The organism is Aneurinibacillus aneurinilyticus ATCC 12856, from assembly GCF_000466385.1.
In the GTDB taxonomy this organism is placed as follows: domain Bacteria; phylum Bacillota; class Bacilli; order Aneurinibacillales; family Aneurinibacillaceae; genus Aneurinibacillus; species Aneurinibacillus aneurinilyticus.
This window is the reverse complement of the sequence record NZ_KE952862.1, coordinates 26,634-51,564: the sequence shown is the minus strand read 5'-3', so window position 1 is coordinate 51,564 and position 24,931 is coordinate 26,634. Positions and strand designations below refer to the sequence as shown.

Genomic DNA, 24,931 nt, shown 5'->3' with positions numbered 1-24,931 from the left:
CCTTCCAACCACGTTACCCTGTTAAAATATCAAGCGTAACTTAATATAGTACTTCATATGTATAGGGGCGAGACAAGCAATGAAGAAATATGCATCGATACTATTAATGATGTTGCTCATGGTTTTAATAGCGGCATGCGGTGCGAACCCTGCACCGAAGCCTTCCGGTGATACGGCACAAACTCCTGTCCAAGGACAGTTTCCACTTACTCTTAAAGACAGCACCGGAACAGAAGTGAAGATTGAGAAGAAGCCGGAGCGACTTGTCTCTGTTATGCCAAGTGCAACAGAAATCGCATATGCGGTAGGCGCCGGCGATAAGGTAGTAGGTGTATCTAATTACGATAATTACCCGGCAGATGTAAAAAAGAAAGAAAAAGTAGGCGACTTGAAAGTTAATATAGAGAAGGTTGTCTCGCTAGAGCCGGATGTCATCCTGGCGGACACAGGGAATGGGGAGGCTGTTGATGCATTACGCAAAACAGGGTTTCCTGTAGTTGTAATGGAAGCAAAGACATTCGATGAAATCTACAAATCGATCGAAATGATCGGTAAGGTGACAGGTAACGATACGAAGGCGAGTCAAGTAGTTAGCAAGATGAAAGCGGACGTACAGGATGTGCAGAATAAAGTGAAAAATGTGCCACAAGAGAAGCGACCGAATGTTTGGATCGAGGTGGACCCTTCTCTGTTTACAGCTGGCACAGGTACATTTATGCATGATTTAGTCACGATGGCAGGAGGCAAAAACATAGCGGGCGATCTGGACGGGTGGAAGCAGCTATCTGAAGAGAAAGTATTGCAGCGGAATCCGGATGTAATCCTGAATACATATGGCTACTATGATAAGGAAGCCGCCGCAAAAATTAAGCAGCGGCCGAAGTGGCAGCAGGTAAAAGCGATAAAGGAAGGGAAGGTATTTGCAGTTGATTCCGACGTAGTTAACCGTCCTGGACCACGCATTACTGAAGGATTGAAAGAAATCGCAGAAAAATTGCATCCGGAGTTATTTCAAAAATAAGGACTGATGGGTTTGAAGGAAGGTCAACGAAGGGTTGGGAAGAAGCTGGGATTCTGGCTGCTTCCCCTTCTTTTTGCACTTCTGTTCGTAATTATCGGCAGTGTTTCATTAGGGAGTGCGCAGCTATCTTTTTATATGGTATGGAAAATTATTCTTTCTCATGTTCCTTTCATGCCTGAGATGGAGAAAGATTGGTCTAAAGCGGCAGAAGTCATTGTTTGGAATATTCGAATGCCACGCATTTTACTAGCGGTTCTGGTCGGTGCAGCACTGGCGGTAGCCGGAGTGGCCTATCAGGGAGTGCTCCGCAATCCATTGGCTGATCCGTATATTCTCGGCGTATCATCGGGAGCCTCACTTGGTGCTGCGTGTTTTATGATGTTCGGACAAGGCATTGCGTTTTTCGGACAGTGGACGTTGCCGCTCATCGCCTTCATTTGCGGAATGGGGACATTGTTTGTCGTATATCGGCTTGCTTATATTGCCGGAAAGGTTCAGATGGAAACACTGCTTTTGTCCGGTGTAGTCGTACAAGCGTTTCTCGGTGCTGGACTTTCGTTGGTGATGTCGATGTCGGGCGAGAAAATGCAGCGTATCTTTTATTGGCTGATGGGAAGCCTGACCTTGAGTGATTGGTCTTCAGGTGTGGTTGTGGCACCGTATGTTATTGTCGGCGGCATTATTATTTTTCTGTTTGCTGGTGAATTGAATTTGCTTGCATTCGGAGAACAAAAAGCTCATCATCTTGGCATGAATGTAGAACGTACACGCCTGATGATTCTGATTGCTGCTTCGCTGACTGCAGGAGCCGCAGTATCAGTTTCGGGTGTTATCGGATTCGTGGGACTCATTGTCCCTCATATTATGCGGACGATCGTTGGCTCCGATCATCGTGTGCTGCTGCCGGTGTCCGCAGTAGCGGGGGCCATTCTGCTCATTGCGGCTGATACGATTGCGCGCACCGTAATGGAGCCGCAGGAGCTGCCCATTGGTGTAATTACCGCATTTTTGGGTGCTCCGTTCTTTGGGTATTTATTGCGTAAAAGAAGGCAACGTTTCTTCTAACGATATGGGAGAAGGAGACATGCATATGATTCAAGCAACTGGCGTAAGCCTGCAAATCGGACAGCGGGAGATATTATCGAACATTAGCTTTCAGGTAAGAAGAGGAGAGACGCTGGGAATTATCGGCCCGAATGGCTCCGGTAAGTCATCGCTCATAAAAGTAGTATCGCGCCTGCTCACACCATCAACAGGCAGCGTTTCGGTGGATGGGAAGCCCCTTGCCTCCTATTCTTCGAAAATGCTGGCGCGCAAAATGGCGGTCGTTAGTCAGGAAGGCATGGCGCCGTTGCCAATTACGGTAGAGGAAGCGGTGGCGATGGGACGCTATCCGTATCATGGCTTTTTTCGGCGCAATACGGCGCAGGATGCGGAAGTCATCCAGCATGCGCTTGCACGTACCGGTTTGGAGGTGGTGGCATGCAAGCTTCTGGATCAGTTGAGCGGTGGAGAGCGTCAGCGGGTCGCCATCGCTTGTGCAATGGCACAGGAGCCGGAGGTGCTGCTGCTCGACGAGCCAACAACCTATCTTGATATTGGCTATCAGGTAGGTATTCTCAATCTTGTGCGTGAATGGCGAAAGGAAACGGGTGGAACGGCGGTACTGGTGCTTCATGATTTGAATCTAGCTGCACAATACTGTGATCGGTTGATTCTAATGGAAGGTGGCACAATGACGCACAATGGTACCATCGAAGAAATTATGCAGGCACAGTTACTGTCAGAGGTATACGGAATAAAGCCTCTAATCGTCACCCATCCGAATTTGCAAATCCCGCAGATTCTTCTTGAACGCTCTTCCTGACAAGGTGGACAGGAAGTTTTGGGAACGAAGTAGAAGAGTTGAAAAGGATTTTTTACCTTGTCTATCGAATACACAAAGAGTTTGAAACACAAAATCATGTTAATTTGTCAAAATTGTATTTATACAGCGGAAGGATCGTGACTATATGGCAGACATTACAGCATATTTATATAATAAGTGCGGCACATGTCGCAAAGCGAAAAAGTGGCTGGAAGAGCAAGGCATTGCTTACTGTGAAGTGCCGATTGTAGATTCGCCGCCAGAAAAAGAACAGCTTCGTACATATTGGCAGCAAAGCGGACTTGAATTAAAGAAATTTTTCAATACGAGTGGACAATCGTACCGTGAACTTGGTCTGAAGGATCGTCTTAAAGATATGTCCGAAGAAGAAATGCTAGATCTCCTTGCAACAGATGGTAAACTGATTAAACGACCGCTGATTGCAGCAGAAGGAAAAGTGACTGTCGGCTTCAAGGCAGAGGAAATGGAGAAAACGTGGAAGTAGGGAGGAAGCCGTGTGGAGACAATGCGTACAATTCAGCCCGCTAAACGCCTATCTGGGCTTACATCAGCCATTTTTACAGAGATGAACCGCAGAAAGCGGATCATACAGGCCCGTGGTATGGAGGTTATTGATCTAGGTATTGGAAGCCCGGATCAGCCGCCTTCTCCGCTGGTAATGGAAGCGCTCACGAGAGCTGTACAGAACCCGGACAATTATGGGTATCCGACATCAGAAGGCTCCGTCCGTTTCCGAGAGACGACGGCCCGTTGGTACCGCCATCGTTTTGGTGTAGAGCTTGATCCAGAGTGCGAAGTATTGTCACTCATGGGATCGCAGGATGGTCTGGCTCATCTGGCCCAGGCTTGGGTTAATCCAGGAGATGTTGTGCTTGTGCCGGACCCGGGCTATCCAATTTATTTTGCCAGTGTTACGCTCGCGGGTGGAGAGGTGTATCCGCTGCCGTTACGTGAAGAAAATAATTTCCTTCCAGACCTTTCGAATATTCCGACGGAGATTAAGAACAGGGCTAAGCTGATGGTACTAAACTATCCGAACAATCCTGTGGCGGCGATAGCCACAGAGGATTTCTTCGCAGAGGTCGTTGCCTTTGCGACTAGCAACCGAATGATTGTAGCCCATGACCTTGCCTATTCGGAGCTGGCATTTGATGGCTACCGCCCGCCGAGCTTTTTGGAAACACCAGGCGCAAAAGAAATCGGTGTTGAATTCAACTCATTCTCTAAAAGCTTTAACATGGCTGGCTGCCGGATTGGTTATTTGGTCGGAAACAGTGAAGTTATCAAATCGTTAGCCATAATTAAATCCAACATTGATTACGGTGTATTCCTCGCTGTTCAGGAAGCGGCCGTAGCCGCGATGGAGCATGACATCGAGCATCCCGAGGAAAACGGGAATGGAATATTGTATCAGACTCGCCGTGATGTTTTGTTAGACGGGCTCAGGGAAATCGGCTGGAATATTCCGAAGCCGAAAGCGACTATGTTTGTCTGGGCACGTGTGCCAAGTGGATGGACTTCAGAAACATTTGCGTTTACGCTGCTTGAAAAAGCCGGTGTGGTCGTAATCCCTGGCAATGCATTTGGTGTACAAGGAGAAGGGTACGTGCGCATTGCTTTGGTGAAATCGGTCGACGTTCTGAAAGACGTAATTACGCGCATTAAAGAATCAGGAATACTTTTTACATAAATTGCACATGTTACGTGATGTGTGTTGCATTTCTGTAACAGCCTCTTCATAAAAGTTTAACATGCTTAATTAGAATAATTACAATCTTGTATTGACTGTCATCTTGTTGCTTGTTATGATGAAGGAGAACAAAAAAACATTCACTATTCCGGGTTGTCCCGGATTAGAATATTTCTATACTAGGAGGTAGTTACATATGGCAGAACGTTTAGTAGGCTTGCAGGCTCCTGATTTCCAAATGGAAATCGCTCAAGGTGACGGTGAGAATTTCGGTAATGTGAAGCTCTCTGATTACAAAGGAAAATGGCTGGTTATGTTCTTCTATCCGCTGGATTTCACATTCGTGTGCCCAACGGAAATCACTGCAATGAGCGACGCTTACGAGCAATTCCAAGAGCTGGATACAGAAATTCTGGCAGTCAGCACAGACAGCAAGTTCTCTCACCGTGCATGGATTAATACATCCCGTGATGAGAATGGTCTGGGTAAGTTGAACTTCCCAATCGCTTCTGATAATACACATAAAGTATCCCGTGACTATGGTGTACTCATCGAAGAGCAAGGTGTGGCACTTCGCGGCCTGTTCATCATCGATCCAGAAGGAACGTTGATGTACTCCGCAATCCACAATCTTGATGTTGGCCGTAGCGTAGATGAAACGCTTCGTGTGCTGCAAGCTTTCCAATCTGGCGGACTGTGCCCTGCGAACTGGCGTCCGGGACAAGCTCATCTCCAAGGCAAGTAATAGTGTTTGCCCTTTGAGCAGTCGATGTACGAGTAATGAAAAGGACCTAACTTTTGCGAAATTGTTAGGTCCTTTTTTACAATTATATTTGCTTGCGTTTGAATTGTTTTCGCTTCCACGAATACTCCGTGATTTTGATTCCTATACTAAGAAGTGGAAGAAAATTGGAGTGTTTTATTTTTAAGGAGGCGTTTTACATGAAACTGCGCGAGGAAATGCCGACATTTGACGGTGTAACAGAGTGGGTCAATGGTGAAGTAAGAAAAGCAGGCCTAAAAGGCTCGCCAGTTCTTGTTCATTATTGGTCCATTAGCTGTCATGCTTGCAAAGAAACGCTACCACAGTTGAACGAGTGGCGTGAACGTTATAAGGAGCGAGGTCTTCAGGTTGTGAGCATCCATATGCCTCGTTCGGAAAAGGATATGGAGCTGGGCCCGGTAAAGGCGGCGATTAAGCAATACGAACTCATTCATCCTGTAGCCATCGACAATGGCTATAAGCTAGTGGACGCCTATAAGAACCAATATGTGCCTGCATACTACCTCTTTGATGCAGAACAAAAGCTGCGTCACTACCAGGCAGGTGAGAAAGGGTTAAAGATGCTAAAAAAACGCCTGGATCGTATCTTGATGCCAGATGAGGCGGAATAATAATCTAAAGCAGACATAAGGGGGACTCGAAAAGATGAACTTGCCAGCAAACTTGAAATACAGCGAAGAGCACGAGTGGGTACGTATAGAAGGAAATAAAGCGTATATCGGTATCACAGACTTTGCACAATCCGAGCTGGGCGATATCGTATTCGTAGAACTGCCTTCTGTAGGAGATGAAGTGAAGCAGAACGAATCATTTGGCAGCGTAGAATCTGTTAAAACGGTATCTGAACTGTATGCGCCACTTACCGGAAAAGTGGTGGAAGTAAACGGCGAACTGGAAGATTCGCCGGAATTGGTAAACGAATCTCCTTATGAGAAGGCATGGATGATAGTTGTTGAGTTAGCGGATGAGGGCGAAGTAAGCAAGCTGATGGATGCAAAAGCTTACGAGGAAATGGTGAAGGAATAAAAATGGAGTAAAAAACGACTCTCTATGTTTAGGGTCGTTTTTTTGTTTCCATTAAGAAAATTCATCTCATTTTTATCAGACGGATTTTCTTCAAAATCACAATCCATCATAATAAAAATCTGCGTTCTTCGGCATACTATTGTTATCTTTTACACAAGGAGGGATTCTCATGTCACAGCTTCCTGATGTAAATCGGATTGATGTCACGAATAAAGTGCGTGGAGAAATGACGGAAGATTGTATTGTCCTAACGCTGAATGGACAGGAGATTGGTCATATTCCATTTGATATGGCGTCCTGTACGATGAATGCCGGATACGCAGTGGATCAGCAGCGTATTTTTCGTTTAGACTCAACCGACACGACTCATCCTTCCAGTTATGTGGAAGATTGTGGTTGGGGCTGGTGTTAAATTGATTTGGTTCACTGGAAGCGGAATTCTCCGCTTCTTTTTTTGCATAATGAAGTTGATACAGCAATACATATATAATAAAACGCGTATTTTCTATGCTTGTTTTATTTCAGGTATGGTAGAATAATAGAAAGCCATGCACATCTGATTTGATAACTGGACACATGTTTGTGGTGGGAGGTAAGAAAAGAAGGAGCGCAGGGCGCATCCACCTGCTTCTTTTTTCCGAATCTTCTCCTTTCAACCACTTGAACTTTTGATAATATGTCAAGTGATTTCTATATAGACAATTCCAGTAATTACGCATAGGAAAAGAAGAACCTCATCGTTACAATAGAAAATAGACACTTTTAGCATAGCTGCTATAGATAAAGGAGGAGTCCGGATGAGTTTTTGCTGCGGAGCCAGTATGATCGGCGCGCTGGGCAGTTTACGTCATTTCAAGACGCAGATTCATAACGTTCCTATTCTGTATTGCCCTGTGTGCAACCGTATTGACGTTCATCCAGAGATAGAAGAAGAATATGATATACTATCGGAATATGCACAGGCCGATTTGGCTCCCGAAGTTGACTTTCGCGATTATGTAACGGGAGAGCATGTTGACAGCACATTTGAGAATTGTGTTTCCATAGATAATGGAAATATTTCTTATATTCTTCGCAGTCAGATTGATAATGCGCTGGATTTGATGTCCGTTGCGAAACAGCTAGAAGATGAAGAATGGAGCAACGAACTAAAGCGCAGATTAAATAAGCTCAGTCAGCGGTTAAGTCGCTGGGAAGCCCAGAGCAACAAAACGCTTCCCTAAAGTATTAAGGTATTGAAAAAATGAAAACTTTATTTTAAGATTAGTCGCCAGAGCCTGCTCTTCTTTTATGGTAGAGAAAGGAAGGTGACTTTTTTTATGAAAATTTTATTTTGGGGAGAAGACAGAGAGGGTGTAAAGCCGTTGCTTATCTCCGTTTTTTTACCATGAAAGGTTGCCAATTCCTACATTTGTGAATAAGCTTATATTTGTTAAGATATGATTTTTTTATTTTTATTACATACAGCCTTATTACTCCCCCCTAAAAAGGTTTGGAGTACGCGAATAAATATGAAGCGAGGTGAACGTTCTTGTTACTCACACTTTTCCTGGGAAAATGGCGCCGTAAAGAAAAATCTCTACAGGAGAAAAATGAGACTGAGCACCTTCATCGAATGATCGAAAGAATTCACCAGGGCGAAGATGAGTTGCGCAACGAGTTACTTCAGCAGTACCGGCCGTTTATCGGTACGGTTGTTTCAAAAGTGTGCAAACGATACATTGATCAAAGCCACGATGAAGAGTTCAGCGTTGGACTAGAAGCGTTTAACGAAGCGATATCACAGTATTCCAGCGAGAGAGGTGGCAGTTTTTTGTCGTTTGCGGATCTTGTGATACGCAGGCGTGTTATAGATTATATTCGGAAAAATAAGCCGCGTGCCTCCTTTGTTTCTTTTGATGAAACGATGGACTCCGAATCACCGGAATACAATGTCTGGGATGTACAGGTAGCAGTTGAACAATATCAGGCAGAGCGCGAGGCGGATATGCGGCGGGAAGAAATCCTGCACTACCGGGAGCGTCTGAGTGAGTTTGACATTGCTTTGGAAGAGCTTCCTGAATATACGCCCCGACATGCAGATGCCCGAAATAATATGATTCGTATTGCCCGGATGATTGCGGACAATGAAAAATTGCGGGAATCGTTTCTGGAGAAGAAAAAAATTCCGGTTAAGTACCTTCTTCAGTTTATTTCCTTCTCCCGCAAAACGGTAGAAAGGAATCGGAACTACATTGTGGCAATTACGCTTATCTTCATTGGGAACTATCGGTTTTTGCGCTCCTACATTCAAATGGATGAAACGGAAGGAAAGGAGGAGCTCACGCGTGAAAAAGAAGGGCATCGTGCTGGAGATACGGGGACAGTATCTTATTGTCATGACATCCAGCGGAGAGTTCTGTAAGATTCCGCCTACCGAAGGACTGATTACCGAAGGCGAGGAGATTGAGTTTACTCATACGCTGGAAGCCAATGACTCCACTCCTGCGCGAGGCAAGCGGTATGCATGGAAAAGCTGGACGTATGCGGCAGCCGCCTGTTTGCTGCTGCTGATTACTGCGCTACCGCTCTGGAACATGGTATTTGCTTCTGCTTATGCCACAGTTTCCATTGATATTAACCCGAGCTTTGAGCTTGAAGTGAACGAAAGGTACGAAGTGACCGGTGTTCATGCGTTGAATAAGGATGCGGAACGTATAGTACCGGACATAGATTGGAAAAAACATACGCTGATTGAGGTCACAAAGGATATTATTTTTGAAGCCCGCAAGCAAGGATATCTGGAGAAGAACCATGATGTGCTTATTGTTCCTGTGGGGATGAAAAATCCGGCTGCCTCCCAAGAGCTGCTTGAGATTATGAAGAAGGAAGTGCCGGTCTTTACCAGCAGCGGTATGGGAGAGCTAACTGTTACGATGATGGAAAGTACAAAAGAGATGCGTGAACAGGCTCGCAAGCTAGGGATTTCCGCTGGAAAATATGCGCTTTATGACTCTATGAAGAGCATTGATAAAAGTTTGGGTGAAGATAGTATTCGTAGGATGAGCATTAGCGAAGTATCATCGGCGATCGGTGGATTTAAAAATATCCCGAATGCGGTGCAATACTCGAATGTTCCTTCTACATTGAAGAAAGAACAAAAAAAGCAACCGGAAAAGCAACCGGCGCAGGTTCCGTCTATTCCTAAACAGCTTGCAGACAATGCGGAAGCGTCACCACATAAAAACCCGGAGCCACAGAAAAAGAAGACGGCTTCCGTCCGCGCAGAGCAGGACAATCTTCCTGTTAAGCGCACGCCAAAGTTGACTGAACAGGAGCAAAAGGACAAGTCAACGGGGGTGCCGAAGCTAATTGCAGCGGATACGAAGCATAAAGCGGAGGTACAGGCGCAAAAAGAGGAGAAACGGTCTGAAGAGGATAAGAAATACAATTCCGGGTACGGCCAGCAGCAGCAACAGAGCCAACAGGGAGGCCGCACAATTAAAAAGGAAGAAAAAGAACGAAACGAAAAGTATAAAGAGGAACGCGAACAGAATAAGCAGAATGCCGATCGTTCTCCGCATAAGGAAACAGAGAAAAAAACACAGCACACGGATGAAAAAAAGGAAGACCAATCTGATAAGAAATCAACTTCATCCGCAGATAAACATGAGGAATCAAATAAGTAACAGAAGAAAGCCGATGTCATTCAGACATCGGCTTTACTTGTTAGATTGTTCAAAAATGGAGGTTCGCTTTCCACGCGAATCCACTCCGGTATAAGATATGCCATCAAAATCATCGAAACTTTGTGCTTCTGATAAAATAAGTGATTGGCCAGAGCACAAATGAGCATACTCATCTTCTGTAATATATTGGTATGCATATTGGTTCAATCTACGAATGCGCCACAATTTTTTGCCGTTGGCATTATGAAACCAGGCTTGTGCTTGATGACAAAGGTGATGGGAATCGTCTACAACCTTCTGACAGGGAGGACAAAAAAACTCCATGCGCTCACCTCATTTTCCGAGTTTTCTTACCTATATTATACAAAAAAGCTGGAAGGATGACATATATTTTTATGGATAAAATTTGGAGGAAAGAAGTTACAAATTCGTGTCGTCCTTCGATGGGGGAAGCAAAAAATGCTAAGATTATAAATAAAAGGATATAGTGAGGAAACGGGTATGAAAGAAGTTATTATATATATGGGCGCGGCAATGTCGATTTCGATTTTGCTGTTTATTTTGGCATTTTATGCGCTAGCTGGCAGAAAGGAAGGCAAAAGTGGTGTTGTTTCTATCGGATCGCAGCATTTCGACGTTCCGCTTTGGCAAGGAAAAGTAAAAGAGGTAATTCATGATGACAATGTACATATGACTGAAATGGATGTCATTGTATATAGCAAGAGCATTTTCATGGGATTTGCTTCGCAGGGCTTTCCTTTCGTTAACATAAATGCTGAAGACATTATCAGGGTGCAATATCATCGCCACAGTGTATCCATTGAAATAAAAGGGATGGACGGGCAATCAGGATATGTGACGATAAAAGGAGCGGAGGAGAAAGCGTTGCTACAATTCGCACGCAAAGTCGAATTTATAGCTAATCGGGCCAAAAAGCGTAGCGGAGGATGAGGGAAAACTCCCGCTAATTGAAGTTTCACTTTATAGTTTTTTTGAATTAGGCTATTCTATAGAACAGGCATAGAAAAGGTACTTTTTAAACAAATTTGTTTAAAAAATATCCATATATGTCTTTCCTTGATTTTCAACTATGTTATACTATATTATAAAAGAGGATTTAAAACAAAGAGTTTTCAAATACGTGACTTTTTACGTCATGTTTGAGGTTGATAAAAGTTAGATGGAGGGAATTTACTAATGGCAGGAACACCGCATTTGCAAATAAAAGACCTATCCGTTGCAATTGAAGACAAGCAGATCCTAAAAGGCTTGAATCTCGAAATCAAGGGTGGTGAAGTGCATGCCATCATGGGTCCGAACGGAACGGGAAAATCAACGCTTGCTTCTGCTGTTATGGGGCATCCTAAATATGAAGTAACAGGCGGCTCGGTAACGTTGAACGGGGAAGACGTACTGGAGATGGAAGTGGATGAGCGTGCACGCAAAGGCCTGTTCCTTGCGATGCAATACCCAAGTGAAATTAGCGGCGTAACGAATGCTGATTTTCTACGCAGCGCATTAAATGCACGTCAGGAAGAAGGCAAGGAAATTTCGCTGATTAAGTTTATCCGCCAAATGGAGAAGCAAATGGAATTACTGGAGATGGATCAGGTTTTTTCCCATCGTTATGTAAATGAGGGCTTTTCTGGGGGAGAGAAAAAGCGCAATGAAATTCTTCAGATGATGATGCTGAAGCCAGGCATTGCTATTCTTGATGAAATCGACTCTGGCCTTGATATTGATGCGCTGAAAATTGTAGCACGTGGCGTAAACGAACTCCGCAGTCCGGAAATGGGTGTGCTGATGATTACGCACTACCAGCGTCTGTTGAACTACATTAAGCCTGATTTTGTCCATGTGATGATGCAAGGTCGCATTGTGAAATCTGGTGGACCGGAACTGGCTCTGAAGCTTGAAGAGAACGGATATGATTGGATTAAAGAAGAGCTTGGTATTCAGGACGAAACAGTAGGCGCAGAAAGCTAGGGTTAGGAGGAATAACAGTAATGAGCGTAGAAGCGAATGTGCGATTCGACCAGGAAGCGGTAGCTCGCTTTTCTCAGGGCGAACCGGAATGGCTGACGCAGCTCCGCCAGGAAGGGTTTACAGGTTATCAGCAGCTCCCATTGCCGAAGTTGGAAAAGACAAAGATCGATAAATGGAACATTGACGAATTTACACCATATAAAGAGGAAGCGGAGCTTTCTTCACTGGAGCAGCTTCCGCAAGAAATTAAGGACCTGCTGGATGCAGATAATGATAATGTAATCGTTCAGAAGCATTCTGACATTGTATATGCCCGCGTAAGTGATTCCCTGAAGGAGCAGGGTGTGCTATTTATGCCGCTTTCCCAGGCAGTTCGGGAACATGGTGATTTGGTGAAGAAGCATCTATTCCAAAGCGGCATTGAGAAACATAAAATTACGGCACTGCATCAAGCTTTATGGAGCGGCGGATTTTTCGTATATGTGCCGAAAAACGTAGAAGTGAAAGAGCCTCTGCAAACAGTAATCTGGGGTATGGATGAAGAGGTTGCATTGCTTCCACATACATTGATTGTAGCTGATCTGAATAGTACGGTTACAGTTGTTGAAAACGTAGTAGGAGCCAATTATACACGGTCCGTCGTAGTAAATGGCATGGTAGAGGTGTTTGCACAAAGCGGTGCCAAAGTTCGGTACGCTTCGGCCCGTTCCCTTTCCGAGCAAGTTACGGATTATACGTATCGTCGTGGTATTACGGAAAATGATGCACGCATCGAGTGGTTACTAGGCGATATGAACCTGGGCAATACAGTAGCCAATACGACAACTATTCTAAGTGGAAACGGTTCTTCTGCTGATTTCAAGTCAGTAGCGATTGCCAATGGAAGCCAAAAAGAGAATTTTGTGGCACGTGTTGTTCATATTGGTACTCATACGGAGAGCAACATTTTATCACGGGGCGTTATGCTTGATGAAGCAACCGCCATTTTCAATGGAATTACCGAAATGAAAAAAGGTGCGGAGAAAGCCAACGGCGAACAGGCTGAGAACATCCTGATGATCGGTGAACGGGCTCGTGGTGACGCAAACCCAATTCTGCTGATTGATGAAGATGATGTAATGGCAGGCCATGCGGCATCCGTAGGTCCGATCAGTCCGCTGCAAGTATATTATATGATGTCCCGTGGCATTGGGAGAAAAGAAGCAGAACGGTTAATCATCAACGGTTTTGTAGCGCCAGTAGTGGACAGTCTTCCGATCGAGGGAATGCAAAAACGTTTGAGTAAGATGATTGAAGGTAAATTGTCTTGATGAATGCTAAAGAAATTCGCGAGCTGTTTCCTATTCTTAATCAGAGTGTAAACGGCCATCCGCTGGTGTACCTCGATAGTGCGGCTACTTCACAAAAGCCGGTTCAGGTAATCGAAGCGGTGGACCGTTATTACCGTGAATACAATTCCAACGTTCATCGTGGCGTTCACACCCTCGGAACGCTTGCAACGGATGGATACGAAGGAGCACGCGAAAAAGTTCGTACGTTCATTAACGCGAAAGAAACTGCGGAAGTAATTTTTACCCGCGGGACAACTACGTCATTGAACTTCGTCGCTCAAGGCTATGCCCGCAACTTCATTGAAGAGGGCGATGAGATTGTTATTACGGAAGTGGAGCATCACAGCAACTTCATTCCATGGCAGCAAATCGCCAAACAAACTGGTGCCACACTAAAGTTCATTCCGCTGGCGGAAGATGGTACGGTTACAGTGCAGGCAGCAGAGCAGACAATTACATCGAATACGAAGCTGGTTGCGATAGGCTATGTATCCAATGTGCTCGGTTCGATTAATCCAGTGAAAGAAATAGCGCAAATTGTGCATCGCCATGGTGGTGTGATAGTCGTCGATGGTGCACAAGCAGCACCTCATCTGAAGGTAGATGTTCAGGAACTGGATTGTGATTTCTTCGCTTTTTCTGGACATAAGATGGCGGGTCCGACAGGGATTGGTGTTCTTTACGGAAAACGTACTTTGCTTGAGAAGATGGAGCCTGTAGAGTACGGCGGAGAGATGATTGATTTTGTAGATTTGTATGATTCGACATGGAAAGAGCTTCCGTGGAAGTTCGAAGGTGGCACGCCGATTATTGCCGGGGCGATTGGCCTTGGCGCAGCGATTGATTTTGTAGAATCAATCGGCATAGATGCGATTCGTGAGCATGAACATCAGCTTGTAACGTATGCTATGGAACGCTTGCGTCAGATTGACGGCTTGAAAATATACGGGCCCGAAGAGAGAAGCGGCTTGGTTACGTTTACAATGAATGAGGCACATCCACATGATATCGCTACCGTACTTGATACGGAGGGGATTGCAATTCGTGCGGGACATCATTGTTGCCAGCCGCTCATGAAATGGCTGAAAGTATCGTCTACGGCGCGTGCCAGTTTCTACCTGTACAACACGGAAGAAGATATAGACGCATTGGTAAAAGGACTCATTAAGACAAAGGAGTATTTCGGCAATGTCTTCTCTTGATGATTTATACCGCAGAGTCATCATGGACCACTATCAAAAACCCCGCAACCGTGGGGAGTTCGAAGATGGTGCATTGACTGTAAACATGAATAATCCGACCTGCGGCGACCGTATTCAACTACAGATGAAAGTGGAAGACGGAAAAGTTACTGACGCCCGTTTTACCGGGGAAGGCTGTTCCATTAGTATGTCGTCTGCTTCGATGATGACAGAAGCCATCAAAGGACTTGAAGTGGATGAAGCCTTGGCAAGAGCTGATTTATTTTCCCGGATGATGAAAGGGGAAGCCTCGGAGGAAGAAATCGAAGAGGCTGACCTGGGTGATATTGAAGCGTTACAAGGCGTAAGCAAGTTTCCGGCCCGTATCAAGTGCGCTACTCTTGCATGGAAAGCCATGGAAAAGGGCCTCCGTGAGTAGCTTAAACATGAGGAGGCGTAACACGCCTTAGCAAGGAGGAAATAAGAATGAGCAAAAAAGCACCTGAGCTATCCTCAGAATATCAATATGGGTTTCATGACAAGGACATTTCGGTCTTCCGTGCGAAAAAAGGATTAACGAGAGAAATCGTGGAAGAAATCTCTCGCATGAAAGGCGAAGAACAATGGATGCTGGACTTCCGCCTGAAGTCTCTGGAGCTCTTCCAAAGCATGCCGATGCCAAACTGGGGCGGCGATTTGACGGAATTGGATTTCAACAGCATCACGTATTATGTCAAGCCATCCGAGAAGGCAGGGCGTAGCTGGGATGAAGTTCCGGAAGAAATCAAAAACACATTTGATCGTCTTGGAATTCCAGAAGCTGAACAGAAATTCCTGGCTGGTGTATCGGCGCAGTATGAATCCGAGGTTGTATACCACAATATGCAGCAAGACCTTGAAGAGATGGGTGTTATCTTCTGTGATATGGATACCGCTGTGCGTGAGCACCCGGATATTGTAAAGGAATATTTCAGCACAGTAATTCCTCCGACAGATAACAAATTTGCGGCGCTGAACAGCGCAGTATGGTCGGGTGGAAGCTTTATCTATGTACCGAAGGGCATTAAATGCGAAACGCCGCTGCAGGCATATTTCCGTATCAACTCCGAAAACATGGGTCAATTCGAGAGAACATTGATTATCGCTGATGAAGACAGCTTTGTTCACTATGTAGAAGGCTGTACAGCGCCAATTTACAGCACAGATTCACTGCACAGCGCGGTTGTTGAGATTATCGTAAAGAAGGGTGCCCGTTGCCGCTATACGACAATCCAGAACTGGTCGAACAATGTATACAATCTGGTTACGAAGCGCGCTGTGGCGGAAGAAGATGCGACTATGGAATGGATCGATGGCAACATCGGAAGTAAGCTTACGATGAAATATCCTGCGGTTATTATGAAAGGACCGCGTGCGAAGGGTGTCGTCATTTCCATCGCTGTAGCCGGTAAAGGCCAGCATCAAGATGCAGGTGCCAAGATGGTTCATCTGGCACCGGAATGTAGCTCGACTATCGTATCGAAGAGTATTAGTAAACACGGTGGTAAGGTCACATATCGTGGCTTGGCTAACTTTGGACGTAAGTCTGAAGGCTCTAAATCCAATGTGAAATGTGATACGATTATTCTTGATAAGCTGTCTACGTCGGATACGATTCCATACAATGAAATTTTGAATAACAACATTACGCTTGAGCATGAGGCAACCGTATCTAAGGTGAGTGAAGAACAGCTATTCTATTTGATGAGCCGTGGTCTTAAGGAAGACGAGGCTACACAAATGATTATCATGGGCTTCATTGAACCGTTTACGAAAGAATTGCCAATGGAATATGCGGTAGAAATGAACCGCCTTATTCAGTTCGAAATGGAAGGTTCTATTGGTTAACAGAAAAATACAAAAAACTCCCAAACAAATGGTTTGGGAGTTTTTTGTATGAAAATCGAAAATTAATGATTGGAAATGGAAAAAAGAAATGTGTGATATGATAGTAAGAAAATAAGAAAGATATATAGTGACATATCCTTCATATAATGATATGGTTTCACATTGGAGTGGATAAAAAATGGGTTGGTTCATTCTTACGCTTGTCGGTATTGCAGCCGGCACATTTGGGAGCTTGCTTGGGCTGGGAGGAGGAATTATTCTTGTACCTGCCTTGTTCTATTTGTCCAGCTTTATTCCAGGAGTGCCTGAAATAACACCTCAGCTTGCAATAGGTACATCGCTTATGCTTATTATTATTACAGCGTTTTCCTCAAGCATTAGCTATGCAAAGCAAAAATTAATCGATGTTTCAAGCGCTTTTTTATTTTTTATAGGTAGTGCGCCAGGAGCTATTATTGGTGCATGGCTATCCGCTTTTTTCGATAAAGGTTCTTTTAACTTGTACTATGGGATTTTCATGCTTTTTATGCTCGCTCTTTTGTCATATCGCTCTAAGTTTGCTACAGGCAAGGAAAAGCAGTGGAAAACGACGAAAACATATACGGATGTAAGTGGCCAGGTGTATACATATGGATATTCTAAACCTGCTGCGATTGGCATTGCACTAGTAGTCGGTATTTTGTCAAGCGTATTCGGTATCGGCGGCGGGGCGTTGCTTGTTCCCTTTTTACTCGTGATGTTTCGATTTCCGCCGCATGTGGCTGCAGCCACTTCGATGTTCGTTATTTTGTTATCTTCGCTCGTCGGCAGTATCACACATATCACTCTTGGTCATATCGTATGGAGCGCAGTTATTGCCATTGCGCCGGGAGCCTTAATCGGAGGGCTTTTAGGAAGCTGGTTATCCCGCAAGCTTTCGGGTAAATGGCTGGAAAGAATTTTGCGTTTTGTTCTGCTTTTGATCGCCGTGCGTATGCTTTGGCAAGGGCTATTATGAGATAAGGAGGAGATAAGGTGGAAAAAGGGGAAGGTATCCTACATATTCTGCATACAAACGATTTGCATAGTCATTTCGAATGGATGAGCTGCATTGCTGCCGGATTGAAATCGATCCGGCTTGCGGTACAGGAGAGAGAAGAGCCTGTTGTTACCGTCGATTTGGGCGATCATATGGACAGGGCACAACTGAAAACGGAAGCGACCTGGGGGCAGGCCAATATTGATGTGCTGAACGAAACAGGATACGACTTAGCAACCATCGGCAATAATGAAGGGTTAACTTTTCCTCGAATAAAGCTTGATCAACTATATCGCAATGCTACTTTTCCTGTCATCTGTGCCAATCTACTGGATGCAAAAACAAAGCAAATTCCACCTTTTCTTAAGCCTTATCTGATTAAGCAATATGGTGACCTAACTGTCGGTTGGATCGGTATTACAGCATCGTTTTCTTCAGTTTATGAGTTATTGGGATTAACTGCACTTGTGCCTGAGAAAGTCGTGGCGGAGTACGTAGCAGCTATTCGTTCACGCGTTGATCTTATTGTTATTCTTTCCCACATTGGATATAGCGGGGATGTTGAGATGGCCCGCAGCATTAAAGGAATCGATATTATATTAGGTGCACATACTCATACATATTTGGCAGAAGGAGAGATGGTAAAGAATACACTCATCTGCCAAACCGGAAAATTCGGGGAATACATCGGTCATGTAACTGTAACATATGATAAACAGACAAAAGCTGTACAGAAGATGCGTGCCGATTGCTTACCAACCCGGCTGTACGAACCCGATAAAAAGGTAGAGGAAGTAATTGAAAGGCATCAAGAGAGGGCCGAGAACATTATGGGAGAAGTCATCACTAGTTTAAAGTACGATCTTCCTGTATCATGGGAAGAAGAGTCACCGCTGTCTAACCTGTTGGCAGCGGGATTACGCGTCTGGGTAGACGCAGAAATTAGTCTTGTGAACTCGGGGACACTTTTGTTCTCTTTACGAAAGGGGAAGGTTACCCGTAAGGACTTGCTATCTCTGTGTCCTCATCCGATTAATCCGTGCAGAATGAAGCTAAACGGGAGGCAGTTGCTGGTGATTCTGGAAGAGGCGCTAGATGCATCAGTTATCCACAGAGAAGTAAATGGATTTGGCTTTCGTGGTAAAGTTATCGGCTGGTTAAGTATAGATGGTGCCGAGGTGCATTACGATAAATATGCTCCAGTAGGAAGGCGTATTAAGCGTGTAGAAATACAGGGCGCTCCCCTGCAGGAAGAGAGGTTATATACAGTCGGTACCATTGATATGTTTACGTTCGGCATTATATTTCCAATGTTCAAGCAGGGAACGGAAAATAAATTTTATCTTCCGGAATTTTTGCGGGATGTATTGCAAAAACAGCTACAGGATGAAAAAGAATTACAGAAAACTGCACACAAGCGATGGCATGAGATATAAGCGGGATATACTAGAAAAGACCGCATTAGTATTATAGAAGAGCATGTTCAAAAAGGAGGACAAACAGAGCCGTGAAGTTCAAGGAGCAGCAGATGCGAGCAGCGCAACGTAGAAATTCGTAGTTCTGTTTCCTAGACTTTTGAACATCATCTATATAAGTTACACTTGATATTTTGACATGATCACGTGGTTGGAAGTAGGAAATTCGAAAAAAAGAAGAGGTTGGTGCGCCCTGCGCTCCGGCAGAAGAAAGGCCAGTGTGTCTTTTTCCGACCGTGCCCACCCACCGCCCTTCCGTCTTTTCTTACTTCTTACCACAAAAGTTTGTCGATTTATCAAACCAGATGTATATAGAAGTGAAAGGGGTAATCGGATTTTATGAAGCTAGTCAATGACATTTATAACATGTATCGTGATAAGCTAACAGGTGATGAAGAGGATGTAACAGCGATCGTTATGGGGCTGTTACATGGGCAAAGTAAAGAGGAATTAATGCAATGGATTCAGGAGATGCAAGATACTGAAATTTATCAGATGCTCGGTCTGTATTTGATGGAGATGCTACGGGTGAAAATGGCGGAAGAAGGCGTGGGAAGCGTACGTCCGGAAACGTTCCGTCAGCACCGCTATCACTGAAAGTCACCACACGTACATTACTTACATACTGTAAAGAGAGACGGGAAGGTGTAAGGAGGATAAAAGAATGATTGAAATGAAACCGCTCATGCTTGATGGTCGGCAGGTGACTGCGATTTCGGTACAACTACCAAAAACCAATCTTTTAATGGTTACAACCGAAAGAGGTTATATTATGTGTGGTGCACTTGATGTTGGCCTATTGAATGAACGCCTTGCTGACCGCGGTATTATTGCAGGAAGAGCACTTGGCGTACGTACCATCGAGCAATTGCTGGAAGCACCGCTTGAGTCAGTCACGGTGGCGGCAAGAGAGATAGGAATCGAACCGGGGATGAAAGGAAAAGACGCGATTATTGCCATGTTGTAGCTTTCCTTTGGAAAGCTTTTTTTAGGTCGAATATATGATATATTTCCTGGAATAGCATATGTATAATGAGAAAAAGAGACTAGGGGACATGAGGAGCTAATTACGTATGCGACTAATTTCGATTCAGCGATGCCAAGTCGGTATGGTTTTGGCACAGCCAATTTGTACGGATCAGGGAACAATACTGCTCAATAAGGATATGGAGTTGACGGAGCATATCATTGAGCGACTCAAACAAAAAGGGATTCATACATTATACATACGGGATGAGGCAACAGAAGATCTGGAAGTGGAAGAGGCTGTATCATCAGAGACGAGGCGTGCCGCTGTAAAGGTGATTTATCAGGGATTTACGGAGATTATTCATGCGGAACAGAAATGGAAGGCTCGGCTTTCTCCTACCACAATTACGGCTTTTCGTAATGTATTTGAACTGATTCTTGGAGATTTGAAGCGCAATCACAAAGCATTGGGACTATTGAGCGATATGTATATACAAGACCATTATGTATATGCACATTCGCTGAATGTTACCATTTATTCGACCGCAGTCGGCCTTCAATTAGGTTATAGCGATAAAGAGTTGCTTGAACTTGGAATAGGTGCGATGCTACATGACATCGGAAAGCTGATGATTCCCGACGAAATTTTACACAAGCCTGGTCGATTAACAGACGATGAGTTTTTTCTTATGAAAAAGCATGCAGAATATGGGTTTGAATATTTACGGCATCAGCAAGGCATTCCGTTACTGGCGGCGCACTGCGCGTATCAGCATCATGAGCGAATGGATGGAACCGGGTATCCCCGTGGATTAAAAGGGGAGGATATTCATAAATATGCACGCTTGCTTGCAGTGTGTGATGTATTCGATGCACTAACGACGAATCGAGTATATCGGAGTGCGATGTTGCCGCATGATGCTATGGACATTATTTTTGGCGGAACTGGCCTGCAATTCGAGCCAGAGGTTGTAGAAGCTTTTCGCAAGACAGTCGCTATCTATCCGGTCGGGCTAACCGTCACACTAAGCAATGGTGCTACCGGTATTGTAGTGGATTATAACCGCAATCTTCCTGCGCGTCCGATTGTACGTGTGATTAAGAATGAAGATGGAAGCAGGGCGAATCCATATTATGAAATCGATCTTTCCAAGGAATTAAATGTAACGATTGTGCAGTGTGACACGATTTTGTAATAGCCGAGATGGATAAGTGAGATAAGGTACGGAAGGAAGAACAGGTATTGCTTGGCGGCGTACCAAGAAATAAAAGAATCTGAGCATATTATCTAAAAAACGCGCGGACATGCCCGCGCGTTTTTTATTGCTCCTTTTGCTTGAGAAGATATAGTACGTAAGTTAGTAGATATAGTACGATAAATAAAATGGAAACGCGGTACATAGTGGCATAACTTGCTAATTTAGCGACAAAGCCTAGAACCATAGCCCCAGCTCCTATCCCTAAATCAAAGCCGGAGAAGAATGTACCATTTGCGGCTCCGCGTCGGTTGACGGCCACACGGTTAATCGTCCATGCCTGAAGCGTCGGCTGAATGGCTCCAAAGCCGATACCATAAAATAATGAAGCGAAAATGAGTGAAGGTACGCTGCTGGAATATGATAGAAGCAGAAGTCCGACCATCGTAAAAAAGGCTCCGGGAAGGAGAATCCACACATGCCCCCTTCGATCAAACAGTTTCCCGGCTATGGGACGAACAAGCATGACCATCAGTGCATTGGCAAGAAAAAACCATCCTACATTGGCAATGCCTGCTTCCTGGCCGAACAATGTAATAAAAGTAACGATTCCCCCATAAGTAAGTCCTAGTAGCATAACGAGAAAAGAAGGAAAAAGGGCTTTCTTTTCAAGCAGATCATCCAGCTTGCCTCGCTGCTTATTTTCTTCAACAGAAGCGGGGGCGGGAATATCGGGATAGCGAATCGTCTGCGAGATAAGGAGACTGAAAACCGCCAACATTGTAGACAGGAAAAATAGCCAGCCAAACCCGGCTTTCTCCATCAGCCAAATGCCGAATAAGGGGGCTAAAGCCATAGCCAATGTGCTCGACAAACCGTAGTATCCCATTCCTTCACCGCGCCGTTCTGGGGGAATAATATCGGAGATTACTGTACCAAACGTTGTCGTAGTGATCCCCCAGCCAACACCATGAATGACACGGAGGCTTAAAATCAGAAAGATAGTCGTAACCCAGTAATATCCAGACATTGACAGAATAAAAATAATCAGTCCAATAACCATAACTTTTCTGCGGCCAAGATTATCAAGGGCTTTTCCTGCAAATGGACGGGTCAGCAGAGCGGACACGGTGAAAATGCCGATAACCAATCCAACTGCCAATTCATCTCCACCGTTTCTTTCGACATAGATGGGCAGTGTTGGAATTAACATCTGAAAGCTTGTAAATAAAAAAAGATTAGATAATGTGGTCAAAATGAATGCACGTGTCCAAAGTGAGGATACCGTAGCATTGTGCGGCAAAGAAGGCAAAAAACCATCTCCTTTTCCCGGGAAAGATTTACTATAATTTTAGCGCAAATGAGCAGGAATTGCTAAAAAATTCAAGCATTTACTTCTTGTTATAGACAGTTACGACTTTTTGTGCATTGAACAGTCATATAGCACTGCCTATAATGTGGGGAAGGAGAAAGAGGAGGTTACGCCAACATGAAGAAACAAATCTTAATGCCGGTGCTTCTATCCGCTTTTATACTAGGAGCCATAACAGGACCAATACATACCCGCGCAGAAGCAGCATCTACGCTCAAGTACGGTATGAAAAATGGCGATGTAAAGGATTTGCAAGTTCGTTTGGGTACTCTGGGTCACCTTTCTGCAAAGGCTACAGGATACTACGGTACATTGACTGAGGCTGCAGTGCGTAAGTTTCAGCGTGAGCAAGGCTTATCTGTCGATGGGGTGGCTGGTCCAAATACAATGGCCAGGCTTGCACGGTTAACGATAAGTAAAGCCGAACTCGACAAGCTGGCTCATGTGATTCACGGCGAAGCACGTGGTGAGTCTTTTGAAGGCCAGGTAGCAGTAGGGGCGGTCGTTATGAACCGTCTCAAATCGGATAAATTCCCGAAAACGATTCATGATGTGATTTTTCAACCGGGAGCATTTACAGCCGTGTCTGATGGACAGTATAAACTAAAGCCAAGTAAACAGGCGTATCGCGCTGCAAGGGCAGCGATACGCGGTCAGGATCCATCCGGTAAATCGCTATACTACTTTAATCCGGACATCGCCACTTCGAAATGGATTTGGACGCGTCATCAAACGAAGAAAATCGGAAAACATATTTTCGCCAAATAAACCTAAGCATCCCCGTTTCTTTATGAGACGGGGATTTTATTTGCGGCATGTAGGGGAAGAAGATGCGATGGAAGGGGGTCGTTCGCTTGTTTGGCCGTATCCGTTGCGTCAGGCGGCCCTGTTAATGCTGGGTTATATGTTAGGTACATCTTTTACGAGAGGAGCAGCGTTGCAAATTGTTCAGCAGTTGCCATTTATGCTGATATCCACAATTTTAACTGTGCTGGTAAGCTTGTCTATGGCAGTGTGCCTGGGGCGGGCAGCGAATCGGGATTGCAGATGGAGCCTCGCACACTTAAAAATATTAAGGTGCTAGGAAGCTATACGTTGCCTAGCAGCGTGCTTCTGGTACTATTCTTGCTGCTTCTTGCATTCCTGCTGACGCTTTGGACACCGATGATGTTAACTACTGCTTTCTTAAGCGCAGCGCCAGGTGGTGTTGCTGAGATGGGCGTGGCAGCTAGTATGGTTCATGCTGACCTATCTATGGTGAGTGGTTATCAGTTGTTTCGGGTATTTTTTATTATGTTTGTGATTTCTCCACTTTTGCAGCGTTGGCTGCAACGAAGTGCCCAAAATCAATGAATGACAAAGCTGAAATGGCGTAATTTATAATGAAGTGAGGAGGAGACGCATGATTGCATACGAACGAGAGCATGAATTTGTGATGGTAACCCAGCATCATCATGCTCTAGCCTCGGGAGAATTGGCTAACAGATGGAAGAATAAATATTTTATTGGAAAAGAGAAACGAAAAGAAGTAATTTGGAGTATTAGTCAGCATGATCGTGGCTGGATTAACCTGGATGATACGCCATTCTGGAATGATGCAAGCGGCAAACCGTATACATTTATCGATTTTCCGCTTGTACCCAAACTTTCCTTCTACCGAAAAGGAGTAGATGAAGTAGAGGCACGAAGTTTGTACGGCGGTCTTCTTTGCAGTATGCATTATGTTTCATTTTTACAAGGGTCTTCAGAAGAGGCAGCGTTGGCATATGTACAAGACGAGAAAATTCGTCAGTATTATTTAAAAGAAAAGTTGGGCATGGGGGAAGAAGGGCAAGCAGAACTGGATTTTCATTTCGAGCTGTTACAGTTTTGTGACAATCTTTCTTTGTATATGTGCCTTCAGGAGCCGGGAGTAACAAAGGAACAGGAAGTCGGTTGGTACAAGCAAGGCTTCCCTCAAAGATTTGCCTTCAGTGGTGAAAAGAAAATAATCGCCCGTTGGCTTGATCGGGGAACTGTCTGCCTTTTCCCGTTTCCATTTGAAGAAGCGTGCGAAGTTTCCGTACCGCTTAAAGAGGTTTCGAAAGCTGGGATACAACAAGTAGGGTTGGCTCAGGCATACAAAAAAACTCCATGGAAGACACGGGACATCGTGTTTGTTTCAGGATAAATCCATTTTGTCATATAGAATTCACTTGAAGTATTATTTTTGTGGTGGGAGGTAAGAAAAGAAGGAAGGGTGGGAACGGTCGGAAAAAGACACGCTGGCCTTCCTTCTGCCGAAGCGCAGGGCGCATCCAACCTCTTTTTTTTGCCGAATCTCCTACTTCGAACCACCTGAGCTTTTGTTAATACGTCAAGCAATTTCTATATAGAAGTAATATCCAATTGCAAAAAATAAAGTGTATTTTCATAGGTTGCAGAAAATTTCGTTCAAAT

29 protein-coding genes are annotated in these 24,931 nt (G+C 44.6%); 27 read left to right on the top strand and 2 right to left on the bottom strand.

The features are described 5' to 3' along the window. The first annotated feature begins 79 nt into the window (after positions 1-79). From HMPREF0083_RS19580 to HMPREF0083_RS19525, 12 genes are all read left to right on the top strand, one after another. Positions 80-1,021, top strand: coding sequence for an ABC transporter substrate-binding protein (locus tag HMPREF0083_RS19580; protein ID WP_021623437.1), 942 nt, complete (start codon positions 80-82; stop codon positions 1,019-1,021). A gap of 12 nt (positions 1,022-1,033) precedes the next feature. Next, positions 1,034-2,086, top strand: coding sequence for a FecCD family ABC transporter permease (locus tag HMPREF0083_RS19575; protein WP_240961310.1), 1,053 nt, complete (start codon positions 1,034-1,036; stop codon positions 2,084-2,086). Positions 2,087-2,111: 25 nt separating this feature from the next. Beyond that, positions 2,112-2,888: an ABC transporter ATP-binding protein gene (locus tag HMPREF0083_RS19570; RefSeq protein ID WP_051354730.1), complete on the top strand. Its 777-nt coding sequence runs from the start codon at positions 2,112-2,114 to the stop codon at positions 2,886-2,888. Between the two features lie 145 nt (positions 2,889-3,033). After that, the gene (locus HMPREF0083_RS19565) at positions 3,034-3,393 is read left to right on the top strand and encodes an arsenate reductase family protein (protein ID WP_021623434.1); all 360 of its coding nucleotides are present in this window, start codon (positions 3,034-3,036) and stop codon (positions 3,391-3,393) included. 21 nt (positions 3,394-3,414) lie between these two features. Further along, positions 3,415-4,599, top strand: coding sequence for an LL-diaminopimelate aminotransferase (locus HMPREF0083_RS19560; protein ID WP_021623433.1), 1,185 nt, complete (start codon positions 3,415-3,417; stop codon positions 4,597-4,599). 196 nt (positions 4,600-4,795) lie between these two features. Then, complete coding sequence (locus HMPREF0083_RS19555; protein ID WP_021623432.1) at positions 4,796-5,344, top strand: peroxiredoxin; 549 nt, start codon at positions 4,796-4,798, stop codon at positions 5,342-5,344. A 197-nt stretch (positions 5,345-5,541) separates the two neighbouring features. Next, complete coding sequence (locus HMPREF0083_RS19550) at positions 5,542-5,994, top strand: redoxin domain-containing protein (RefSeq protein WP_040303966.1); 453 nt, start codon at positions 5,542-5,544, stop codon at positions 5,992-5,994. Positions 5,995-6,028: 34 nt separating this feature from the next. Continuing rightward, on the top strand, positions 6,029-6,409 hold the full coding sequence (gene gcvH / locus HMPREF0083_RS19545) for a glycine cleavage system protein GcvH (RefSeq protein WP_021623430.1): 381 nt from the start codon (positions 6,029-6,031) through the stop codon (positions 6,407-6,409). Between the two features lie 169 nt (positions 6,410-6,578). Continuing rightward, positions 6,579-6,821, top strand: coding sequence for a DUF2553 family protein (locus tag HMPREF0083_RS19540; protein ID WP_021623428.1), 243 nt, complete (start codon positions 6,579-6,581; stop codon positions 6,819-6,821). A gap of 385 nt (positions 6,822-7,206) precedes the next feature. Then, a complete protein-coding gene (locus HMPREF0083_RS19535; protein ID WP_040303964.1) occupies positions 7,207-7,632 on the top strand; it encodes a hypothetical protein in 426 nt (141 codons plus the stop codon). 308 nt (positions 7,633-7,940) lie between these two features. Further along, positions 7,941-8,813, top strand: coding sequence for an RNA polymerase sigma-I factor (sigI, locus tag HMPREF0083_RS19530; RefSeq protein WP_021623425.1), 873 nt, complete (start codon positions 7,941-7,943; stop codon positions 8,811-8,813). Continuing rightward, complete coding sequence (locus HMPREF0083_RS19525; RefSeq protein ID WP_040303962.1) at positions 8,737-10,077, top strand: anti-sigma factor domain-containing protein; 1,341 nt, start codon at positions 8,737-8,739, stop codon at positions 10,075-10,077. The genes sigI and HMPREF0083_RS19525 overlap by 77 nt, the downstream gene beginning before the upstream one ends. A 33-nt stretch (positions 10,078-10,110) precedes the next feature. Here HMPREF0083_RS19525 and HMPREF0083_RS19520 read toward each other — a convergent pair whose 3' ends face one another. Then, positions 10,111-10,401, bottom strand: a complete 291-nt coding sequence (locus HMPREF0083_RS19520; RefSeq protein WP_040303960.1) for a hypothetical protein — start codon at positions 10,399-10,401, stop codon at positions 10,111-10,113. A 177-nt stretch (positions 10,402-10,578) separates the two neighbouring features. Between HMPREF0083_RS19520 and HMPREF0083_RS19515 the strand changes: the two genes are divergently transcribed. The 11 genes from HMPREF0083_RS19515 to HMPREF0083_RS19465 all read left to right on the top strand — a co-directional run bounded on the left by HMPREF0083_RS19515 (position 10,579) and on the right by HMPREF0083_RS19465 (position 21,120). Next, positions 10,579-11,028, top strand: a complete 450-nt coding sequence (locus HMPREF0083_RS19515; RefSeq protein WP_021623421.1) for a hypothetical protein — start codon at positions 10,579-10,581, stop codon at positions 11,026-11,028. 246 nt (positions 11,029-11,274) lie between these two features. Beyond that, positions 11,275-12,063: a Fe-S cluster assembly ATPase SufC gene (gene sufC / locus HMPREF0083_RS19510; protein WP_021623420.1), complete on the top strand. Its 789-nt coding sequence runs from the start codon at positions 11,275-11,277 to the stop codon at positions 12,061-12,063. A 20-nt stretch (positions 12,064-12,083) separates the two neighbouring features. After that, positions 12,084-13,373: a Fe-S cluster assembly protein SufD gene (sufD, locus tag HMPREF0083_RS19505; protein WP_021623419.1), complete on the top strand. Its 1,290-nt coding sequence runs from the start codon at positions 12,084-12,086 to the stop codon at positions 13,371-13,373. Beyond that, entirely contained in the window at positions 13,373-14,596 is a 1,224-nt protein-coding gene (locus HMPREF0083_RS19500; protein ID WP_021623418.1) for a cysteine desulfurase, read from the top strand. Before sufD ends, HMPREF0083_RS19500 begins: the two co-directional genes overlap by 1 nt. Next, on the top strand, positions 14,583-15,014 hold the full coding sequence (sufU, locus tag HMPREF0083_RS19495) for a Fe-S cluster assembly sulfur transfer protein SufU (protein WP_021623417.1): 432 nt from the start codon (positions 14,583-14,585) through the stop codon (positions 15,012-15,014). Before HMPREF0083_RS19500 ends, sufU begins: the two co-directional genes overlap by 14 nt. Positions 15,015-15,061: 47 nt before the next feature. Beyond that, positions 15,062-16,462 (top strand): Fe-S cluster assembly protein SufB, encoded by a 1,401-nt coding sequence (sufB, locus tag HMPREF0083_RS19490; RefSeq protein WP_021623416.1) that lies wholly within the window; start codon positions 15,062-15,064, stop codon positions 16,460-16,462. Positions 16,463-16,640: 178 nt separating this feature from the next. After that, on the top strand, positions 16,641-17,459 hold the full coding sequence (locus HMPREF0083_RS19485) for a sulfite exporter TauE/SafE family protein (RefSeq protein WP_021623415.1): 819 nt from the start codon (positions 16,641-16,643) through the stop codon (positions 17,457-17,459). 17 nt (positions 17,460-17,476) lie between these two features. Then, positions 17,477-18,916: a bifunctional metallophosphatase/5'-nucleotidase gene (locus HMPREF0083_RS19480; protein WP_021623414.1), complete on the top strand. Its 1,440-nt coding sequence runs from the start codon at positions 17,477-17,479 to the stop codon at positions 18,914-18,916. A gap of 378 nt (positions 18,917-19,294) precedes the next feature. Beyond that, positions 19,295-19,552, top strand: a complete 258-nt coding sequence (locus tag HMPREF0083_RS19475; RefSeq protein ID WP_021623412.1) for a DUF6154 family protein — start codon at positions 19,295-19,297, stop codon at positions 19,550-19,552. A gap of 67 nt (positions 19,553-19,619) precedes the next feature. Continuing rightward, positions 19,620-19,922 (top strand): YunC family protein, encoded by a 303-nt coding sequence (locus HMPREF0083_RS19470; protein ID WP_021623411.1) that lies wholly within the window; start codon positions 19,620-19,622, stop codon positions 19,920-19,922. Positions 19,923-20,028: 106 nt separating this feature from the next. Continuing rightward, a complete protein-coding gene (locus HMPREF0083_RS19465) occupies positions 20,029-21,120 on the top strand; it encodes an HD-GYP domain-containing protein (RefSeq protein ID WP_040303958.1) in 1,092 nt (363 codons plus the stop codon). Between the two features lie 124 nt (positions 21,121-21,244). Here the strand turns inward: HMPREF0083_RS19465 and HMPREF0083_RS19460 are convergent, their stop codons facing one another. Then, positions 21,245-22,423 (bottom strand): MFS transporter, encoded by a 1,179-nt coding sequence (locus tag HMPREF0083_RS19460; RefSeq protein WP_040303991.1) that lies wholly within the window; start codon positions 22,421-22,423, stop codon positions 21,245-21,247. A gap of 186 nt (positions 22,424-22,609) precedes the next feature. Here HMPREF0083_RS19460 and HMPREF0083_RS19455 point away from each other — a divergent pair, with 186 nt between their 5' ends. From HMPREF0083_RS19455 to HMPREF0083_RS19445, 4 genes are read left to right on the top strand one after another with little or no spacing between them, the layout of a single operon-like run. Further along, the gene (locus HMPREF0083_RS19455) at positions 22,610-23,260 is read left to right on the top strand and encodes a cell wall hydrolase (RefSeq protein ID WP_021623408.1); all 651 of its coding nucleotides are present in this window, start codon (positions 22,610-22,612) and stop codon (positions 23,258-23,260) included. A 22-nt stretch (positions 23,261-23,282) separates the two neighbouring features. Continuing rightward, positions 23,283-23,576, top strand: a complete 294-nt coding sequence (locus tag HMPREF0083_RS30230) for an AbrB family transcriptional regulator (protein ID WP_081696124.1) — start codon at positions 23,283-23,285, stop codon at positions 23,574-23,576. Further along, the gene (locus HMPREF0083_RS30225) at positions 23,540-23,845 is read left to right on the top strand and encodes an AbrB family transcriptional regulator (RefSeq protein WP_081696123.1); all 306 of its coding nucleotides are present in this window, start codon (positions 23,540-23,542) and stop codon (positions 23,843-23,845) included. Before HMPREF0083_RS30230 ends, HMPREF0083_RS30225 begins: the two co-directional genes overlap by 37 nt. Before the next feature lie 49 nt (positions 23,846-23,894). Beyond that, on the top strand, positions 23,895-24,662 hold the full coding sequence (locus HMPREF0083_RS19445) for a DUF3891 family protein (protein WP_021623406.1): 768 nt from the start codon (positions 23,895-23,897) through the stop codon (positions 24,660-24,662). The last annotated feature ends 269 nt before the right edge of the window (positions 24,663-24,931 follow it).

Coding starts and splice junctions, on each gene's coding strand:
- HMPREF0083_RS19580 (WP_021623437.1), top strand. CDS start 80: ATGAAGAAATATGCATCGATACTATTAATGATGTTGCTCATGGTTTTA.
- HMPREF0083_RS19570 (WP_051354730.1), top strand. CDS start 2,112: ATGATTCAAGCAACTGGCGTAAGCCTGCAAATCGGACAGCGGGAGATA.
- HMPREF0083_RS19565 (WP_021623434.1), top strand. CDS start 3,034: ATGGCAGACATTACAGCATATTTATATAATAAGTGCGGCACATGTCGC.
- HMPREF0083_RS19560 (WP_021623433.1), top strand. CDS start 3,415: ATGCGTACAATTCAGCCCGCTAAACGCCTATCTGGGCTTACATCAGCC.
- HMPREF0083_RS19555 (WP_021623432.1), top strand. CDS start 4,796: ATGGCAGAACGTTTAGTAGGCTTGCAGGCTCCTGATTTCCAAATGGAA.
- HMPREF0083_RS19550 (WP_040303966.1), top strand. CDS start 5,542: ATGAAACTGCGCGAGGAAATGCCGACATTTGACGGTGTAACAGAGTGG.
- gcvH (WP_021623430.1), top strand. CDS start 6,029: ATGAACTTGCCAGCAAACTTGAAATACAGCGAAGAGCACGAGTGGGTA.
- HMPREF0083_RS19540 (WP_021623428.1), top strand. CDS start 6,579: ATGTCACAGCTTCCTGATGTAAATCGGATTGATGTCACGAATAAAGTG.
- HMPREF0083_RS19535 (WP_040303964.1), top strand. CDS start 7,207: ATGAGTTTTTGCTGCGGAGCCAGTATGATCGGCGCGCTGGGCAGTTTA.
- HMPREF0083_RS19520 (WP_040303960.1), bottom strand. CDS start 10,401: ATGGAGTTTTTTTGTCCTCCCTGTCAGAAGGTTGTAGACGATTCCCAT.
- HMPREF0083_RS19515 (WP_021623421.1), top strand. CDS start 10,579: ATGAAAGAAGTTATTATATATATGGGCGCGGCAATGTCGATTTCGATT.
- sufC (WP_021623420.1), top strand. CDS start 11,275: ATGGCAGGAACACCGCATTTGCAAATAAAAGACCTATCCGTTGCAATT.
- sufD (WP_021623419.1), top strand. CDS start 12,084: ATGAGCGTAGAAGCGAATGTGCGATTCGACCAGGAAGCGGTAGCTCGC.
- HMPREF0083_RS19500 (WP_021623418.1), top strand. CDS start 13,373: ATGAATGCTAAAGAAATTCGCGAGCTGTTTCCTATTCTTAATCAGAGT.
- sufU (WP_021623417.1), top strand. CDS start 14,583: ATGTCTTCTCTTGATGATTTATACCGCAGAGTCATCATGGACCACTAT.
- sufB (WP_021623416.1), top strand. CDS start 15,062: ATGAGCAAAAAAGCACCTGAGCTATCCTCAGAATATCAATATGGGTTT.
- HMPREF0083_RS19485 (WP_021623415.1), top strand. CDS start 16,641: ATGGGTTGGTTCATTCTTACGCTTGTCGGTATTGCAGCCGGCACATTT.
- HMPREF0083_RS19475 (WP_021623412.1), top strand. CDS start 19,295: ATGAAGCTAGTCAATGACATTTATAACATGTATCGTGATAAGCTAACA.
- HMPREF0083_RS19470 (WP_021623411.1), top strand. CDS start 19,620: ATGATTGAAATGAAACCGCTCATGCTTGATGGTCGGCAGGTGACTGCG.
- HMPREF0083_RS19465 (WP_040303958.1), top strand. CDS start 20,029: ATGCGACTAATTTCGATTCAGCGATGCCAAGTCGGTATGGTTTTGGCA.
- HMPREF0083_RS19455 (WP_021623408.1), top strand. CDS start 22,610: ATGAAGAAACAAATCTTAATGCCGGTGCTTCTATCCGCTTTTATACTA.
- HMPREF0083_RS30230 (WP_081696124.1), top strand. CDS start 23,283: ATGAGACGGGGATTTTATTTGCGGCATGTAGGGGAAGAAGATGCGATG.
- HMPREF0083_RS30225 (WP_081696123.1), top strand. CDS start 23,540: ATGGAGCCTCGCACACTTAAAAATATTAAGGTGCTAGGAAGCTATACG.
- HMPREF0083_RS19445 (WP_021623406.1), top strand. CDS start 23,895: ATGATTGCATACGAACGAGAGCATGAATTTGTGATGGTAACCCAGCAT.